Origin of the sequence: Streptococcus sp. D7B5 (genome assembly GCF_029691405.1) — a bacterium.
Taxonomy (GTDB): domain Bacteria; phylum Bacillota; class Bacilli; order Lactobacillales; family Streptococcaceae; genus Streptococcus.
This window is the reverse complement of the sequence record NZ_CP121467.1, coordinates 704,718-721,491: the sequence shown is the minus strand read 5'-3', so window position 1 is coordinate 721,491 and position 16,774 is coordinate 704,718. Positions and strand designations below refer to the sequence as shown.

Annotated in this window: 15 protein-coding genes; 14 read left to right on the top strand and 1 reads right to left on the bottom strand. The window is 43.5% G+C overall.

Features of this window, described 5'->3' with window-relative positions; genetic code table 11:
• The first annotated feature begins 9 nt into the window (after positions 1-9).
• On the top strand, positions 10-2,628 hold the full coding sequence (gene alaS, locus P8P68_RS03480) for an alanine--tRNA ligase (protein ID WP_278276175.1): 2,619 nt from the start codon (positions 10-12) through the stop codon (positions 2,626-2,628).
• 81 nt (positions 2,629-2,709) lie between these two features.
• On the opposite strand, the gene P8P68_RS03475 is transcribed toward alaS, so the two are convergent.
• Positions 2,710-4,164: an alpha-amylase gene (locus tag P8P68_RS03475; RefSeq protein ID WP_278276174.1), complete on the bottom strand. Its 1,455-nt coding sequence runs from the start codon at positions 4,162-4,164 to the stop codon at positions 2,710-2,712.
• 272 nt (positions 4,165-4,436) lie between these two features.
• On the opposite strand from P8P68_RS03475, the gene P8P68_RS03470 reads away from it, so the two are divergent.
• From P8P68_RS03470 to P8P68_RS03410, 13 genes are all read left to right on the top strand, one after another.
• Positions 4,437-5,600 carry a class I SAM-dependent rRNA methyltransferase gene (locus P8P68_RS03470; protein ID WP_278276173.1) on the top strand — a complete coding sequence of 388 codons (1,164 nt, stop codon included), beginning with the start codon at positions 4,437-4,439 and terminating at the stop codon, positions 5,598-5,600.
• A complete protein-coding gene (gene aroD, locus P8P68_RS03465; protein WP_000767778.1) occupies positions 5,597-6,274 on the top strand; it encodes a type I 3-dehydroquinate dehydratase in 678 nt (225 codons plus the stop codon). Before P8P68_RS03470 ends, aroD begins: the two co-directional genes overlap by 4 nt.
• On the top strand, positions 6,264-7,118 hold the full coding sequence (locus P8P68_RS03460) for a shikimate dehydrogenase (RefSeq protein WP_278276172.1): 855 nt from the start codon (positions 6,264-6,266) through the stop codon (positions 7,116-7,118). The genes aroD and P8P68_RS03460 overlap by 11 nt, the downstream gene beginning before the upstream one ends.
• A gap of 18 nt (positions 7,119-7,136) precedes the next feature.
• Complete coding sequence (aroB, locus tag P8P68_RS03455) at positions 7,137-8,204, top strand: 3-dehydroquinate synthase (RefSeq protein ID WP_084942693.1); 1,068 nt, start codon at positions 7,137-7,139, stop codon at positions 8,202-8,204.
• 9 nt (positions 8,205-8,213) lie between these two features.
• Positions 8,214-9,380 (top strand): chorismate synthase, encoded by a 1,167-nt coding sequence (gene aroC, locus P8P68_RS03450; RefSeq protein WP_084942695.1) that lies wholly within the window; start codon positions 8,214-8,216, stop codon positions 9,378-9,380.
• A 9-nt stretch (positions 9,381-9,389) separates the two neighbouring features.
• Entirely contained in the window at positions 9,390-10,493 is a 1,104-nt protein-coding gene (locus tag P8P68_RS03445; protein WP_042902124.1) for a prephenate dehydrogenase, read from the top strand.
• Positions 10,494-10,503: 10 nt separating this feature from the next.
• On the top strand, positions 10,504-10,842 hold the full coding sequence (locus tag P8P68_RS03440) for a YlbF/YmcA family competence regulator (protein WP_042902125.1): 339 nt from the start codon (positions 10,504-10,506) through the stop codon (positions 10,840-10,842).
• A 90-nt stretch (positions 10,843-10,932) separates the two neighbouring features.
• Positions 10,933-12,216 carry a 3-phosphoshikimate 1-carboxyvinyltransferase gene (aroA, locus tag P8P68_RS03435; protein ID WP_278276171.1) on the top strand — a complete coding sequence of 428 codons (1,284 nt, stop codon included), beginning with the start codon at positions 10,933-10,935 and terminating at the stop codon, positions 12,214-12,216.
• Complete coding sequence (locus P8P68_RS03430) at positions 12,209-12,685, top strand: shikimate kinase (protein ID WP_278276170.1); 477 nt, start codon at positions 12,209-12,211, stop codon at positions 12,683-12,685. The genes aroA and P8P68_RS03430 overlap by 8 nt, the downstream gene beginning before the upstream one ends.
• Positions 12,682-13,530 carry a prephenate dehydratase gene (gene pheA, locus P8P68_RS03425; RefSeq protein ID WP_278276169.1) on the top strand — a complete coding sequence of 283 codons (849 nt, stop codon included), beginning with the start codon at positions 12,682-12,684 and terminating at the stop codon, positions 13,528-13,530. The genes P8P68_RS03430 and pheA overlap by 4 nt, the downstream gene beginning before the upstream one ends.
• The gene (locus P8P68_RS03420; protein WP_278276168.1) at positions 13,527-14,813 is read left to right on the top strand and encodes an LCP family protein; all 1,287 of its coding nucleotides are present in this window, start codon (positions 13,527-13,529) and stop codon (positions 14,811-14,813) included. Before pheA ends, P8P68_RS03420 begins: the two co-directional genes overlap by 4 nt.
• A gap of 143 nt (positions 14,814-14,956) precedes the next feature.
• Positions 14,957-15,793, top strand: a complete 837-nt coding sequence (locus P8P68_RS03415; RefSeq protein ID WP_278276167.1) for a phosphorylcholine transferase LicD — start codon at positions 14,957-14,959, stop codon at positions 15,791-15,793.
• A complete protein-coding gene (locus P8P68_RS03410) occupies positions 15,790-16,758 on the top strand; it encodes a glycosyltransferase family 2 protein (protein WP_278276166.1) in 969 nt (322 codons plus the stop codon). The genes P8P68_RS03415 and P8P68_RS03410 overlap by 4 nt, the downstream gene beginning before the upstream one ends.
• Positions 16,759-16,774 lie beyond the last annotated feature (16 nt).

Genomic DNA, 16,774 nt, shown 5'->3' with positions numbered 1-16,774 from the left:
GGAGATATTATGAAACAACTATCTAGTGCTCAAGTACGCCAAATGTGGCTAGATTTCTGGGCAAGCAAAGGTCACTCTGTAGAACCATCAGTCAGCTTGGTTCCTGTAAATGACCCAACTCTTTTGTGGATTAACTCTGGGGTAGCAACCCTTAAGAAATACTTTGACGGAACCATTATCCCTGAAAATCCACGTATCACCAATGCGCAAAAAGCTATCCGTACCAACGACATCGAAAATGTTGGAAAAACGGCTCGCCACCATACCATGTTTGAAATGTTGGGGAACTTCTCTATCGGGGATTACTTCCGTGATGAAGCTATCACTTGGGCTTATGAGCTTTTGACAAGCCCAGAATGGTTTGATTTTCCTGCTGAAAAACTCTACATGACCTACTATCCAGATGATAAAGATTCTTACAACCGCTGGATTGAAGTGGGAGTGGATCCAAGTCACTTGATTCCAATCGAGGACAACTTCTGGGAAATCGGTGCAGGACCTTCTGGTCCTGATACAGAGATTTTCTTTGACCGTGGAGAAGCATTTGACCCAGAAAATATCGGTCTTCGCCTGCTTGCAGAGGATATCGAAAACGACCGTTACATCGAAATCTGGAACATCGTTTTGTCACAATTTAACGCAGACCCTTCTGTTCCTCGTAGCGAGTACAAGGAATTGCCACACAAGAACATTGATACGGGTGCTGGTTTGGAGCGTTTGGTGGCGGTGATCCAAGGAGCTAAGACAAACTTTGAAACTGACCTCTTCATGCCGATCATTCGTGAAGTTGAGAAATTGTCTGGGAAGGTTTACGATCAAGATGGCGACAACATGAGCTTTAAGGTCATCGCTGACCACATCCGTTCCCTTTCATTTGCCATCGGTGATGGAGCTCTTCCAGGAAATGAAGGCCGTGGTTATGTCCTTCGTCGTTTGCTCCGTCGTGCTTCTATGCACGGTCAAAAATTGGGCATCAACGAGCCTTTCCTTTACAAGCTCGTTCCAACTGTTGGAAAGATTATGGAAAGCTACTACCCAGAAGTGCTTGAAAAACGTGACTTTATCGAGAAAATCGTCAAGAGCGAAGAAGAGTCATTTGCCCGTACCCTTCATTCAGGTCAACACTTTGCAGAAACCATTGTAGCTGATTTGAAAGCGAAAGGTCAAAGCATTATCGCGGGGCAAGATGTCTTCAAACTCTACGACACTTACGGATTCCCAGTGGAGTTGACAGAAGAAATCGCTGAAGAAGCTGGTATGACTGTCGACCGTGAAGGTTTTGAAGCAGCCATGAAAGAACAGCAAGATCGTGCGCGTGCGTCAGCTGTCAAAGGCGGATCTATGGGGATGCAAAATGAAACCCTCCAAAACATTACAGTGGAAAGTGTCTTCAACTACAATGCCAGTCAATTGCCTTCTAAGTTGGTGGCTATCGTAGCTGACAATGCTGAAGTTGAAGCTGTTTCAGAAGGAACTGCCTCTCTTATCTTTGCGGAAACACCATTCTACGCTGAAATGGGTGGACAGGTAGCTGACCATGGTCAAATCTTGGATGCTGCAGGAAACCTTGTAGCTACAGTGACAGATGTTCAAAAAGCACCAAATGGACAACCACTCCATACGGTTGAAGTCCATTCTCCACTTAATTTGAATGCAGAATATACTTTGGCAATTGATACTGACCGTCGCCTTCGTGTCATGAAAAACCACACAGCAACTCACTTGCTCCATGCAGCCCTTCACAATATCCTTGGAAACCATGCAACACAAGCAGGATCCCTTAACGAAGTCGAATTCCTTCGCTTTGACTTCACACACTTCCAAGCAGTAACTCCTGAAGAATTGCGCGCCATTGAACAACAGGTCAATGAGAAAATCTGGGAAGCTATCGCAGTTAAGACTGTTGAGACAGACATTGATACGGCCAAGGAAATGGGAGCTATGGCCCTCTTTGGTGAAAAATATGGTAAAGCAGTTCGTGTTGTAACCATTGGTGACTACTCAATCGAGCTTTGTGGTGGTACCCACTTAGCCAACACTTCTGAGATAGGTCTCTTCAAGATTATCAAAGAAGAAGGGATCGGATCAGGAACTCGTCGTATCTTGGCAGTGACTGGTAAGGAAGCCTTTGAAGCCTACCGTGAGCAAGAAGACGCTCTTAAAGCCATTGCAGCTACTTTGAAAGCACCTCAACTCAAGGAAGTACCTCACAAAGTTGAAGGTCTTCAAGAGCAACTCCGTCAACTCCAAAAAGAAAATGCAGAATTGAAGGAAAAAGCTGCAGCAGCTGCTGCAGGTGATGTCTTCAAGGATGCGAGGGAGGTCAACGGCCACCGTTACATTGCTAGCCAAGTTTCTGTATCAGATGCAGGTGCCCTTCGTACCTTTGCAGATAACTGGAAACAAAAAGACTACTCTGACCTTCTTGTCTTAGTCGCAGCAATCGGTGACAAGGTCAACATCCTTGTTGCAAGCAAGATAAAAGACATCCACGCTGGTAACTTGGTTAAAGAATTGGCTCCAATCGTCGATGGACGTGGTGGTGGTAAACCAGACATGGCTATGGCAGGAGGAAGCAACCAAGCTAAGATTCAGGACTTGCTGGATGCCGTAGCAGGTAAATTGTAAGACAATAAAGATCTATCCATTAGGGTAGGTCTTTTCTGCATACATAAAAAAGCCAAATCCTAGTGGACTTGGCTTAGTTTTTTAGATCGTATTAACTGCCCAGACACTGACTGAACCCGCTGCTACTGGAAATTCTCCATAACCTTCAGCATTGATAGTGACTTGTGCTGGATGATTTTCAAGGAGGTCAACAAAGGTTTGGTCAGCCCATTCTTGCCCGACAAACATAGACTTGCTGTTTTCTTGGTCGTTTGAGATAAGGACTGCAAGCGGTGATTGATGTTCAGCGCCTGAACGAACCCATCCGATGCAGTTGATATCGTCAAAGTAGTCTGTTTGCTCTCCATAGGCCAAATCTTTTCGGATGGCTAGGAGACGGTCAAGAACTTCTCTGAAATCTTGTTGAGCAAATTGCCCTGAAATGCCATAATAATCTCCGTAAAAGATACATGGAAGCCCATCTTGACGTAATAGAATAAGGGCATAGGCTGCTGGTTTAAACCATTCTTCAACAGTCGATTCGAGGGCCTGTCCTCGTTGGGTATCGTGGTTGTCTACAAAGGTCACAGCCTTATCGGGTTTTAGTTCAACCAAGCTATCTGTGAAAATGTTACGAAGGTCGTAACTTGCTCCAGCATGGCTAGCTTCAAAGAGGTTCTGGTGGAGGCGAACATCGACAAGGTCAAAACGTTCTTCTATTTTCTCGAGATAGTCTAGATTGGCTTCCTTGTCTGGGTTCCAAAATTCCCCAAAAACATAGAAATCTTGACCGTATTTTTCCTTCATATCACGAATGAAATTGCCCATAAAGAAGGAGTCGATGTGCTTAACGGCATCCAAACGGAAACCAGCTACACCAGTCGTTTCCATGAACCAGTCAGCCCAGTCATAGATGTTTTGGATGACTTCAGGGTGCTTAAAGTCTAGGTCGGCATACATGAGGTAGTCGTAGTTACCGTTTTCGTTATCGACCAATTCCTCGTTGGCCCAACCTTTATTGTCTCCTTGGATCAGGTAAATACCAGACTTACGGCGTTTGGCATCGTAGTCTGTACCTGTAAAGTGGTACCAGTGCCAGTGGAAGTCATTGTAGGTATCTTGGCGACCATCGAAAGTAAAGTGAGTCCAGCCATTGATAGTAAAGGGCTCGCTTAATTGAACGGTACGGTCCTCAGGGTCCACTTCAATAACCTGAAAGGCTTCCATATGATCGGCAGCAGCCTTGTGATTGAGCACCACATCGGCCATAGGTTGAATTCCCTGCGCCTTTAGGGCTTGAATGGCTTGAAGATAATCTTCTTTAAACCCATACTTGGTACGGACAGTCCCTTTTTGGTGAAATTCACCTAGGTCAAAAAGATCGTAAACACCATAGCCGACATCTTTTTCGTTGGTTGCCTTGAAGGCAGGTGGCATCCAGACATGGCTGATGCCAAGGTTTGCTAGGTGCTCTGCGTCATTTGTCAGTCGCGTCCAGTGTTGGCCGTCGTGAGGCAGATACCATTCAAAGTATTGCATAAGTGTCTGATTTTGCATTGTTTTTCCTCTTGCTTATCAATGTTGTGTTTTATTCTACCATAAAGTTTAGAACTAGGCAAACGTTTGCGCAAGATTCTATACTCATTTCTGAAATTGTCTATTTTTAGCGAATAAAATCTCTATTTCCATCACAAGGGAGAGGATGTTTTGCTGAAAAAGTAAATGGCATATACTTATTTGAACAAAAATGACACTCAGTAAACTAAAGTACATATGGTTAAACGGTTTCTTTTTTGAGAATTGTCACAAAATTTGCTATAATAGTAGCTATGAATAGAATTAGGGTCAGCAGACGTGTTGAAAAAAAGCTAGCTAAGGGTCTAGTTCTTTTGGAAGCAAGTGATTTAACAGATATTGAACTGACGGATCAGGCAGTAGAAGTTCTTAGTCAAGACGGGAAGTTTTTAGGGAGCGCCTATCTTTCTCAACAGAATAAAGGAATCGGTTGGTTCATCAGCAAGGAAAAGGTTCGTTTCAATCAAGCCTTTTTTGAAATCCTGTTTCGTAAGGCCAAGGAAGCTAGAAAGCCTTATTATCAAGATGACTTGACCACTGCCTTTCGCCTTTTTAACCAAGAGGGGGATGGTTTTGGGGGTCTGACTGTTGATCTCTATGGAGATTATGCTGTTTTTTCTTGGTACAACTCCTTTGTTTACCAGATTCGTGAGCTGATTGTAAAGGCTTTTAAGGAAGTTTTTCCTGAGGTCTTGGGTGCTTATGAAAAGATTCGTTCTAAAGGTCTAGACTACGAGTCTGCCTATGTTTATGGTGAGGAAGCGCCAGATTACTTTACTGTTCTTGAGAATGGCGTGCTCTATCAAGTCTTTATGAATGATGGCTTGATGACCGGGATTTTCCTAGACCAGCATGAGGTTCGTGGGAGTCTGGTTGACGGTCTAGCCATGGGCAAATCCTTGCTCAATATGTTTTCCTATACGGCGGCCTTTTCAGTTGCTGCAGCTATGGGAGGTACGAGTGAGACAACTTCTGTCGACTTGGCCAAACGGTCTAGAGAGCTGTCAGAAGCTCATTTTCAGGCAAATGGACTCAGCATGGACAATCATCGTTTTATCGTCATGGATGTTTTTGAGTACTTCAAGTATGCCAAGCGAAAAGGCTTGACCTATGATGTGATTGTGCTTGATCCGCCGAGCTTTGCCCGCAATAAAAAACAAACATTCTCTGTAGCTAAGGACTATCACAAGTTGATTTCCCAGAGTCTAGAGATTTTAAATCCGGGAGGCATTATCATTGCCAGTACCAATGCTGCCAATGTTTCCCGCCAGAAATTTACAGAACAAATTGATAAAGGTTTTGCAGGAAGAAAATATCAAATTTTAAACCAATATGGTCTTCCAGCAGACTTTGCCTATAATAAAAAAGATGAAAGCAGTAATTACCTCAAGGTGATTAGTATGAAGGTTAGTAGATGAAATTAATCGTTTCAGTGATGCCAAGAAGTTTAGAAGAAGCGCAAGAACTGGATGCTACTAGGTATGAAGATGCCGATATCATTGAGTGGCGTGCGGACTTTCTTACAAAGGACGCTATTTTACAGGTAGCACCCGCTATCTTTGAGAAATTTGCAGGACGCGAACTTGTCTTTACCCTTCGGACTCGCGCTGAGGGAGGAGAAATCGAACTTTCCTCAGAAGAGTATGTTCAAATCATCAAGGAAGTTACTCAGCTCTATCAGCCGGATTATGTAGATTTTGAGTATTTCAGCTACAAGGATGTTTTTGAGGAAATGTTGGATTTTCCAAATCTTGTTTTGAGTTACCATAATTTCCAGGAGACACCTGAAAACATGATGGAAATTTTGTCTGAGTTGACCAGTCTCTCTCCGAAAGTGGTCAAGGTATCAGTTATGGCCCATACGGAGCAGGATGTTTTAGACCTGATGAACTACACTCGAGGATTTAAGACACTCAACCCTGAGCAAGAGTACGTGACCATTTCCATGGGGAAAATGGGCAAGGTATCACGTATTACTTCAGATGTGACGGGTTCAAGTTGGTCATTTGCTAGTCTGGATGAAGCGAGTGCCCCAGGTCAGATTTCGCTATCAAACATGAAGAAAATCAGGGAGATTTTGGATGAAGCTTGATGGCTATACGCGTTTAGCTGCAGTTGTTGCCAATCCCATTAAACACTCTATTTCACCCTTTATTCACAATAGGGCCTTTGAGGCGACAGCTATTAATGGTGCCTATGTAGCTTGGGAGATTGAAGCGGGTGATTTGGCAGAAACAGTCGCCAATATTCGCCGTTACCAGATGTTTGGCATCAACCTGTCTATGCCTTACAAGGAGCAAGTGATTCCTTATCTGGATGAGTTGAGTGATGAGGCTCGTTTGATTGGGGCGGTCAATACTGTTGTCAATCATAATGGCACTTTAATTGGATATAATACAGATGGCAAGGGATTCTTTAAGAGCTTGCCTTCTTTTACAATCTCGGATAAGAAAATGACCATTCTGGGAGCAGGTGGTGCAGCCAAGTCCATTTTGGCTCAGGCTATTTTGGATGGCGCTAGTCAGATTTCAGTCTTTGTTCGTTCAGTTTCCATGGAAAAAACAAGACCTTACCTAGACAAGTTGCAGAACCAAACAGGATTTAAAGTGGACTTGTATGCTTTAGAAGATATTTCTGAGCTGCAAGAAAAGATTGCCAAGTCGGACCTGCTCGTCAATGCGACCAGTGTAGGGATGGATGGCCAGTCGTCGCCAGTTCCAGAAAGTATCAATTTGCCAGAGGCTCTCTTGGTCGCAGATATCATTTACCAACCCTTTGAGACGCCATTTTTGAAATGGGCTAGAAGTCAGGGCAATCCAGCAATCAATGGCCTTGGAATGTTGCTCTATCAAGCTGCTGAAGCTTTTCAACTGTGGACAGGTAAAGAAATGCCGACAGACGAGATTTGGCAGTCCTTGTCAGAAAAATACCAATAATGAAAAGGAGACCCTACTATGAAAATCAGAATCGATATTCCGCATCATCCTTATGATATTCAGATTGAAAAAGGTTGTCTAGCTCAGGCTGGTCAATGGTTGCGAGAACTCTGGCAACCTCAAAAAGTGGTTATTGTAACCGACAACCATGTAGCTTCTCTCTATGCAGAGAAGGTTAAACTCAGCCTAGAAGATGCTGATTTTCAGGTAGCTGTTTTTGACTTTTTAGAAGGCGAAGAACGAAAAAATTTAACGACTGTTCAGAAAGTCTATGAATTTTTAGTCAAGCAAGGTCTGACTCGTAGCGATGGGATCGTGGCTCTTGGTGGTGGTGTCGTTGGGGACCTGGCTGGTTTTGTGGCCTCTACCTATATGCGGGGCATTCACTTTGTTCAGATTCCGACTAGTTTGACTGCCCAGGTTGATTCTTCTATCGGTGGAAAGACAGGTGTCAATACTCCTTTTGCTAAGAATATGGTGGGAACTTTTGCCCAACCAGATGGGGTTCTGATTGATCCGCTTGTCCTTGAAACTCTTGGGAAAAGAGAGCTGATTGAAGGGATGGGTGAGGTTATCAAGTACGGTTTGATTGAGGATCCAGAACTGTGGGCTCTCTTAACGGAGCTAGATGGTTCTGTAGAGAGCATTCTGGAACATGCAGAGACTTTGATTGAACATTCTTGTCAAGTTAAGCGCAAGATGGTAGTTGAGGATGAGTTGGATAATGGTGTTCGCCTTTACCTCAATTTTGGGCACACTATTGGTCATGCCATTGAAGCAACGGCTGGTTATGGAAAGGTCATGCATGGAGAAGCTGTGGCCATGGGAATGGTGCAGATTTCAAAGGTTGCTGAGGAAAAAGGCCTTATGCCAGCTGGCATAACTCAGTCCATTACAGCTATGTGTCAGAAATTTGGCTTGCCAGTTGATTATGAAAACTGGGATGTTGACAAGCTTTATCAGGCTTTGACTCATGACAAGAAGGCACGTGGCAACACCTTGAAATTGGTCTTGGTACCAGAGCTTGGTTCAGCGACCATTCACCCAGTTTCTCTGGAAGAGATGAAAGACTACTTGGTAAAATAAGGAGAACGAATGAGATATTTAACTGCAGGAGAATCACACGGTCCCCGTTTGACGGCAATTATTGAAGGAATTCCAGCGGGCCTTCCTTTAACAGTAGAGGACATCAATGAGGACCTTAAACGCCGTCAGGGTGGCTACGGTCGTGGTGGTCGTATGAAGATTGAGAGTGACCAGGTTATCTTTACTTCGGGCGTTCGTCACGGGAAGACGACAGGGGCTCCTATTACCATGGATGTTATCAATAAGGACCACCAGAAATGGCTGGATATCATGTCTGCTGAGGACATTGAAGACCGACTTAAAAGCAAGCGGAAAATCACTCATCCTCGTCCAGGACATGCCGATTTGGTTGGGGGCATCAAGTACCGTTTTGACGATTTGCGAAATTCTTTGGAGCGTTCATCAGCTCGTGAAACAACCATGCGAGTAGCAGTTGGAGCAGTAGCCAAACGTCTCTTAGCTGAACTGGATATGGAGATTGCCAATCATGTCGTGGTCTTTGGTGGCAAGGAAATCGATGTACCTGAAAATCTGACAGTGGCTGAGATTAAGGAACGAGCTGCCCAGTCTGAAGTTTCTATTGTCAACAAAGAACGAGAACAGGAAATCAAGGACTATATTGACAAAATCAAACGTGACGGTGATACCATTGGTGGGGTTGTGGAGACAGTCGTCGGAGGCGTACCAGTTGGTCTTGGTTCCTATGTCCAATGGGACAGAAAATTAGATGCGCGATTGGCCCAAGCAGTTGTTTCTATCAATGCCTTTAAAGGGGTGGAATTTGGTCTCGGCTTTGAAGCTGGTTACCGAAAAGGCAGCCAAGTTATGGATGAAATTCTCTGGTCTAAAGAAGACGGATATACTCGTCGTACCAATAATCTAGGTGGTTTCGAAGGTGGTATGACCAACGGGCAACCCATCGTTGTTCGAGGTGTCATGAAACCCATTCCCACTCTTTATAAACCACTTATGAGTGTGGATATCGAGACTCACGAATCTTACAAGGCAACTGTGGAAAGAAGTGATCCGACCGCTCTTCCAGCAGCAGGTGTGGTCATGGAAGCTGTTGTGGCAACGGTTCTGGCGCAGGAAATTCTTGAAAAATTCTCATCAGATAATCTTGAGGAATTAAAAGAGGCAGTTGACAAGCACCGAGACTATACAAAGAACTATTAAGGAGTCTTTATGGCAAAAACCATCTATATCGCAGGTCTCGGTTTGATTGGTGCTTCGATGGCGCTCGGTATCAAGCGTGATCATCCGGATTATGAAATTTTAGGTTATAATCGCAGTCAGGCTTCGAGAGACATTGCCTTGGAGCGAGGAATGATAGACCGTGCAACGGATGATTTTGCCAGTTTTGCTCCTCTGGCTGATGTCATCATTCTGACCTTGCCAATCAAGCAGACCATTGCATTTATCCAGGAGTTGGCAACTATAGACTTGAAAGAAGGCGTCATTATCTCAGATGCTGGTTCGACCAAGTCAGCCATTGTGGAAGCAGCTGAGCAGTATTTGGCTGGTAAGCCTGTTCGCTTTGTTGGGGCCCATCCAATGGCTGGTAGCCACAAGACAGGAGCTGCATCTGCTGATGTTAATCTCTTTGAAAATGCCTACTATATCTTTACTCCATCGAGTTTGACCACTCCAGAAACTCTTTCAGAAATGAAGGACCTACTTTCTGGTCTCCATGCTCGCTTCATTGAAATTGATGCTAAGGAGCACGATCGAGTAACTTCACAGATTAGCCATTTTCCCCATATCTTGGCATCAGGTCTCATGGAGCAGACAGCTGTCTATGCTCAAGAACATGAGATGACAAGGCGCTTTGCGGCGGGTGGTTTTCGAGATATGACACGGATTGCAGAGAGTGAACCAGGTATGTGGACCTCTATTCTCTTGTCCAATCGCGAGACCATCCTAGAGCGGATTGAGGATTTCAAGGAGCGCCTAGATGAGATTGGTCAGGCTATTAGCAGGGGGGAAGAAGAGCATATTTGGAACTTTTTCAACCAAGCGCGTGAGCAACGTCAGGCCATGGAAATCCATAAGCGTGGTGGTGTGGATAGCTCTTACGACCTCTATGTTGACGTTCCCGATGAAGAAGATGTTATCTTGCGGATTTTGGAATTGCTACGTGGTACTTCCTTGGTCAATATCCACATTAATGAAGAAAACCGTGAGGATGTTCACGGGATTCTCCAAATTTCCTTTAAAAATGCTCAGGATCTGGAACGAGCTGAGCGCTTAATTTCAGAAAATACGGACTACACAGTCGTCATCAAATAAGGAGAAAATCATGTCAAATATTTACGATAGTGCAAATGAACTCAGTCGCGGTCTTCGCGAATTACCAGAATACAAGGCGGTCAAGGCGGCAAAAGATGCCATTCAAGCAGATGAACAAGCCAGCAAGATTTTTGCAGATTACCTTGCCTTCCAGCAAGAAATCCAAGTCATGGCGCAAACGGGACAAATGCCAGACGCCTCTTTCCAAGAAAGGATGCAGTCTTTCAGTAAGCAAATCCAAGAGAACGCTCTTTTGTCAGATTTCTTTACCAAACAGCAACAATTGTCCATTTACCTTTCAGACATTGAAAAAATTGTCTTTGAGCCTGTTTCAGAATTGTTGAAATAGTATTTTATCTGTATAAAAGCCAGAAATTTCAGGAATTTCTGGCTTTTTTGTGATAAAATAAGAAAAAGTATTGCAAGTATGAGGTCAACTATGAAACTAAAAACAAACATTCGCCACTTACATGGCAGTATCCGAGTTCCAGGTGACAAGTCTATCAGTCACCGTTCGATTATTTTTGGAAGTTTGGCTGAGGGAGAAACCAAGGTATATGATATTTTGCGTGGAGAGGATGTACTTTCAACCATGCAGGTTTTTCGTGACCTTGGTGTTGAAATTGAGGACAAAGATGGGGTTATTACCATTAAAGGTGTTGGAATGGATGGCTTAAAAGCTCCGCAAAATGCCTTGGATATGGGTAATTCTGGCACCTCGATTCGCCTGATTTCAGGTGTCCTTGCTGGTGCGGATTTTGAAGTAGAGATGTTTGGAGATGATAGTCTTTCTAAACGTCCTATGGATCGTGTGACGATTCCACTGAAAAAAATGGGCGTTAGCATTTCAGGGCAAACAGAGCGAGACCTGCCCCCTCTTCACTTAAAAGGGATGAAAAACCTAACACCTATTCACTATGAGTTGCCAATCGCCTCTGCGCAAGTCAAGTCTGCCTTGATATTTGCAGCCTTGCAGGCTCAGGGGGAGTCCGTTATTATCGAGAAAGAATGTACTCGTAACCACACCGAAGATATGTTGCAACAATTTGGTGGCCATTTAAGTGTGGATGGTAAGAAAATCACAGTTCAAGGACCACAAAGACTGACCGGACAAAAGGTAGTTGTTCCAGGAGATATTTCCAGTGCAGCCTTTTGGTTGGTCGCAGGTTTGATTGTTCCAAACTCTCGTGTAGTGCTGCAGAATGTGGGCATCAATGAAACTCGTACTGGTATTATTGATGTCATTCGCGCCATGGGTGGAAAACTAGAAATAACTGAAATCGATCCAGTCGCTAAATCAGCAACCCTGACTGTCGAATCTTCAGACCTGAAAGGAACAGAGATTGGTGGAGCTTTGATTCCACGCTTGATTGATGAATTGCCCATTATTGCCCTTTTAGCGACACAAGCACAAGGTGTAACGGTCATTAAGGATGCTGAGGAACTCAAGGTAAAGGAGACAGACCGCATTCAAGTGGTGGCTGATGCCTTAAATAGCATGGGAGCGGACATCACCCCCACAGCAGATGGGATGATTATCAAAGGGAAATCAGCCCTTCATGGCGCTAGAGTCAATACGTTTGGTGACCATCGAATTGGAATGATGACAGCCATTGCAGCCCTCTTGGTTGCGGATGGAGAAGTGGAACTTGACCGTGCTGAAGCCATCAACACTAGCTATCCTAGCTTCTTTGATGATTTGGAGAGCATGACTCATGGCTAAGGTATTACTTGGATTTATGGGGGCAGGCAAGTCGACAATCGCTAGAGGCTTGGACCCAGACTATATCGATATGGATGCCTTAATCGAGGAACATTTGGGCATGTCCATTGCGGATTTCTTCGCTGAAAAAGGAGAAGTGGCCTTTCGTCAAGTAGAGTCAGAAGCTCTAGCTGACTTACTAAAAACGGACCGAGTTGTGTCAACTGGCGGAGGAGTCGTCATTTCTCAGAGAAATCGTGACTTGCTCAAAACCAATCCTGATAACATCTACCTAAAAGCCGATTTTGAAACCCTCTACCAACGCATCGCAGCTGATAAGGACAATCAGCGCCCCATTTTTTTAAATAATAGCAAGGAAGAACTGGTAGCTATTTTCCAAGAAAGACAAGCTTGGTATGAGGAAGTAGCCAGTCGGGTTTTGGATGTGACCAAGTTAAGTCCAGAGGAAATTATAGAGGAACTGAGATGAAAATTGCCTATCTAGGTCCCAAGGGATCTTTTTCGCATCATGTTGTGCAGACAGCATTTCCCAAAGAGAAATTGCAGGCTTTTGCCAATATCACAGATGTTATCAAGGCTTATGAGCAAGACTTGGTGGATTATTCTGTGGTACCTGTTGAAAACTCCATTGAAGGTAGTGTCCATGAAAGTTTGGATTATCTTTTTCATCAAGCTCGCATCCAAGCAGTTGCAGAAATCGTCCAGCCCATTCACCAGCAGTTGATGGTGGTTCCAGGTCACTCAAAAATTGAAAAGATCTTTTCTCATCCTCAGGCTCTGGCTCAAGGAAAGAGGTTCATAGAGGAGCATTATCCAGAAGCCCAGCTTGAAGTGACGGCAAGCACAGCCTATGCAGCTCGCTTTGTCTCAGAACATCCAGATCAGCCTTATGCAGCTATTGCTCCTAAAAGTTCAGCTGAAGAATATGGCTTGGAATTGATTGCAGAGGATATTCAGGAAATGGAAGCCAATTTCACACGTTTTTGGGTGTTAGGGGCAGAGATACCGAAGATTCCTTTGAACTCACAAGCTGAAAAAATGAGTTTGGCCTTGACCTTACCAGACAACCTACCTGGTGCTCTTTACAAGGCACTTTCGACCTTTGCTTGGAGAGGGATTGACTTAACAAAGATTGAAAGTCGCCCCCTTAAAACAGCCTTGGGAGAATACTTTTTCATTATCGATGTAGACTATAGTGACAAAGAACTGGTTCATTTTGCAAGACAAGAACTAGAAGCTATTGGAATCCAGCATAAGATTCTGGGGACCTACCCGATTTTTACCATAACTGATTTAGAAAAGGAGAGTCAATGAGCAAAGAAAATCCTTTAAGTCATCACGAGCAGTTACGTTATGACTATCTCTTCAAAAATATTCATTACCTCAACGACCGTGAACGGAGGGAGTTTGATTATCTGCAACAGAAAATGGCAGGTCCCAAGTCTGAAGTTCACCATTTCCACCAAGAAGAAACTTGGGGTAGAGATATTGATCTTCCGACTTATGGCAGTAGAAGCCGGTCTAAGAAACGTGAAAAGGTAGCTCCTCAACCTAAAGTCAAAAAGAAAAAGAGAAGAATTCGCTTCAAACGAATACTGACTTGGTTCTTGCTGTTGATTACCTGTGTGCTTGTAGGGATGATTTTTATGTTTCTTCGAGGGTTCCAGTCAGCAGCCAATCCAACAAATAAGCCAGCTGACGCCAAGGCAGCTCAAGTAGAGGTCTTTAACGGTCAGGATACCAAAGATGGTGTGAATATTTTAGTCATGGGGACAGATGGCCGTATCGGTCAAAATAGTGCGGAGACTCGTACCGACACGATCATGGTACTGAATGTCAGTGGATCGGATAAGAAGATCAAACTAGTCAGCTTTATGCGTGACAACTTAGTTTATATCGACGGGTACAGTAAGATTGTAAATGGCCAGAAACAAACGGATAACAAACTAAATGTTGCTTATGAACTTGGGGAACAAGAAGGGCAAAAGGGGGCTGAAATGGTCCGCAAGGTTCTAAAAGACAACTTTGATTTGGATATTAAGTACTATGCTCTAGTTGACTTCCAAGCCTTTGCAACAGCTATTGATACCCTCTTCCCTGACGGAGTAACGATTGATGCTCAATTCTCAACATTGAATGGTCAACCTCTGACAGAAGCCACAGTCGGAGATGACCTTCATGCAACAGAGACAGAGTCCCCAACTCAAACTATCAAAGTTGGAAAACAGCAGATGAATGGCTCCACCTTGCTGAACTATGCTCGCTTCCGTGATGATGATGAGGGAGACTATGGCCGTACCAAACGTCAGCAACAAGTCATGTCAGCTGTTCTTGAGCAAATCAAAGATCCAACCAAGCTCTTTACGGGGTCAGAGGCACTTGGAAAAGTCTTTGGCATGACATCAACAAATCTACCATATAGCTTCTTGTTGACCAATGGCTTATCTGTCCTAGAAGGTGCTCAAAATGGCATTGAAAGACTCACCGTCCCAGAACTTGGTGACTGGGTAGACGCTTATGATATCTATGGTGGACAAGGACTTCTAGTTGATCAAAATAAATATCAGACCAAACTCGCCCAAATGGGAATGAGATAGAATACTATAAAAAAATCAAAGTTTGAATCACAAGTGAAAAAGTGGTTTAGGCTTTGATTTTTCTTAGTATCTGATGGATTTTTAGGGCTTTTTTATGGTATAATAAAACGATATAACTCGTTATTGGACAGAAGAGGAGAGACATGAGTGATTTGAAAGCGATTCAGGCTCGTAGTCTGGAAATGGCTGAATATTTCGTTGCATTTTGTAAAAAACATGATTTGTTGTGCTATCTCTGTGGTGGAGGAGCCATTGGTGCCCTACGTAACAAAGGTTTCATTCCTTGGGATGATGATTTGGACTTTTTCATGCCACGTAAGGACTATGAAAAATTAGCAGAACTGTGGCCACGTTATGCAGACGAGCGTTATTTCTTGTCAAAGAGTAACAAAGATTTTGTAGACCGTAACCTTTTTATTACCATTCGTGACAAGGAAACCACTTGTATCAAGCCTTATCAGAAGGATTTGGATTTGCCACACGGTTTGGCCTTGGATGTTTTACCTTTGGATTATTATCCTAAAAATCTAGCTGAGCGTAAGAAACAGGTTCGTTGGGCCTTGATTTATTCACTCTTTTGCGCCCAAACTGTCCCAGAAAAGCATGGTGCCATCATGAAATGGGGAAGTCGCATCTTACTCGGCCTGACTCCAAAATCTCTACGTTATCGCATTTGGAAAAAAGCTGAAAAAGAAATGACCAAGTATGGTCTGGCTGAGAGCGATGGAATTACGGAATTATGCTCAGGTCCCGGATACATGCGAAACAAATACCCAATCGCATCCTTTGAAGACAATCTTTTCTTGCCATTTGAAGGAACAGAGATGCCTATCCCAGTTGGCTACGATGCCTATCTCAGCACTGCTTTTGGGGATTATATGACACCGCCACCAGCGGACAAGCAAGTACCGCATCATGACGCCATTATAGCAGACATGGACAAGAGCTACACAGAGTACAAGGGAGAATACGGAGCATGATGGGAAAAAAAATAAGCATTATCGTTCCAGTCTACAATGTAGAAGCCTATCTGGAGCGATGTGTGGAGTCGATTCTTCAACAGACTTATACCCATTTTGAGTTAATCCTAATCAATGATGGTTCTACTGATTCTAGTGGACAGATCTGTGATCACTTAGCATCTCAGTATGAGAATATCAAGGTTTATCATATCGAAAATGCTGGTGTTTCAAATGCTAGAAATATGGGAATTCAGCTAGCGACGGGTTCTTGGGTTACCTTTATTGATAGCGATGATTTCGTTACCCAAGATTACCTAGCTACTTTAGCAAGTGCAGTTGAAGGGTTGAATGTAGGCTTTGTTATTGCTCCTCTGCACCATATCAAAAACGGCATTGTAACTGATATACCTCCACATTCAGGAAAAACAGAACTCTGGTCAACAGAAGAAACCATGAAGGAACTACTGATGACTACCAGAACGTCATTTTTTCCAGTTGCAAAACTGTTTAAGAGAGACCTGCTAGCGTATGAAAAGTTTAATACCAACTATCACCTAGCTGAAGATGCTCTATTTTTAACTGAATTGCTACTAAAGACAAGATGCAGTTGCGTATTTATTGACAAACCTGTTTATTATTATGATCATCGTGAGGGAAGTGCAACAACATCTGTTAATCGATATGTATTTGACACGATAGAAGTTTATCAGCAAATAATTGCTCAAGTTTCACAAGCCTTCCCTAATTTAAAATACGAATTAATAAATAGAGAATGTTGGTCGTACATCACAGTTTACGATAAAATTATCTTTACTTCACGTGAAGAGTATCAAAAGGAGAAAGCCGAGCTGAGGACTTGGATTGTTCAGCACCGACGCGAAATATGGAAAGATGCTTATTTCACCACTTTTCGCAAGGTAGCTATCCTTTCACTTGTCATTTCTCCATGGCTATATAAGAAAATTGTTGGATTAAAAAACTAATATCATGAGAAGGAGT

Excerpts from the sequence above, each read along its gene's own strand:
- alaS (WP_278276175.1), top strand. The coding sequence starts at position 10 with ATGAAACAACTATCTAGTGCTCAAGTACGCCAAATGTGGCTAGATTTC.
- P8P68_RS03475 (WP_278276174.1), bottom strand. The coding sequence starts at position 4,164 with ATGCAAAATCAGACACTTATGCAATACTTTGAATGGTATCTGCCTCAC.
- P8P68_RS03470 (WP_278276173.1), top strand. The coding sequence starts at position 4,437 with ATGAATAGAATTAGGGTCAGCAGACGTGTTGAAAAAAAGCTAGCTAAG.
- aroD (WP_000767778.1), top strand. The coding sequence starts at position 5,597 with ATGAAATTAATCGTTTCAGTGATGCCAAGAAGTTTAGAAGAAGCGCAA.
- P8P68_RS03460 (WP_278276172.1), top strand. The coding sequence starts at position 6,264 with ATGAAGCTTGATGGCTATACGCGTTTAGCTGCAGTTGTTGCCAATCCC.
- aroB (WP_084942693.1), top strand. The coding sequence starts at position 7,137 with ATGAAAATCAGAATCGATATTCCGCATCATCCTTATGATATTCAGATT.
- aroC (WP_084942695.1), top strand. The coding sequence starts at position 8,214 with ATGAGATATTTAACTGCAGGAGAATCACACGGTCCCCGTTTGACGGCA.
- P8P68_RS03445 (WP_042902124.1), top strand. The coding sequence starts at position 9,390 with ATGGCAAAAACCATCTATATCGCAGGTCTCGGTTTGATTGGTGCTTCG.
- P8P68_RS03440 (WP_042902125.1), top strand. The coding sequence starts at position 10,504 with ATGTCAAATATTTACGATAGTGCAAATGAACTCAGTCGCGGTCTTCGC.
- aroA (WP_278276171.1), top strand. The coding sequence starts at position 10,933 with ATGAAACTAAAAACAAACATTCGCCACTTACATGGCAGTATCCGAGTT.
- P8P68_RS03430 (WP_278276170.1), top strand. The coding sequence starts at position 12,209 with ATGGCTAAGGTATTACTTGGATTTATGGGGGCAGGCAAGTCGACAATC.
- pheA (WP_278276169.1), top strand. The coding sequence starts at position 12,682 with ATGAAAATTGCCTATCTAGGTCCCAAGGGATCTTTTTCGCATCATGTT.
- P8P68_RS03420 (WP_278276168.1), top strand. The coding sequence starts at position 13,527 with ATGAGCAAAGAAAATCCTTTAAGTCATCACGAGCAGTTACGTTATGAC.
- P8P68_RS03415 (WP_278276167.1), top strand. The coding sequence starts at position 14,957 with ATGAGTGATTTGAAAGCGATTCAGGCTCGTAGTCTGGAAATGGCTGAA.
- P8P68_RS03410 (WP_278276166.1), top strand. The coding sequence starts at position 15,790 with ATGATGGGAAAAAAAATAAGCATTATCGTTCCAGTCTACAATGTAGAA.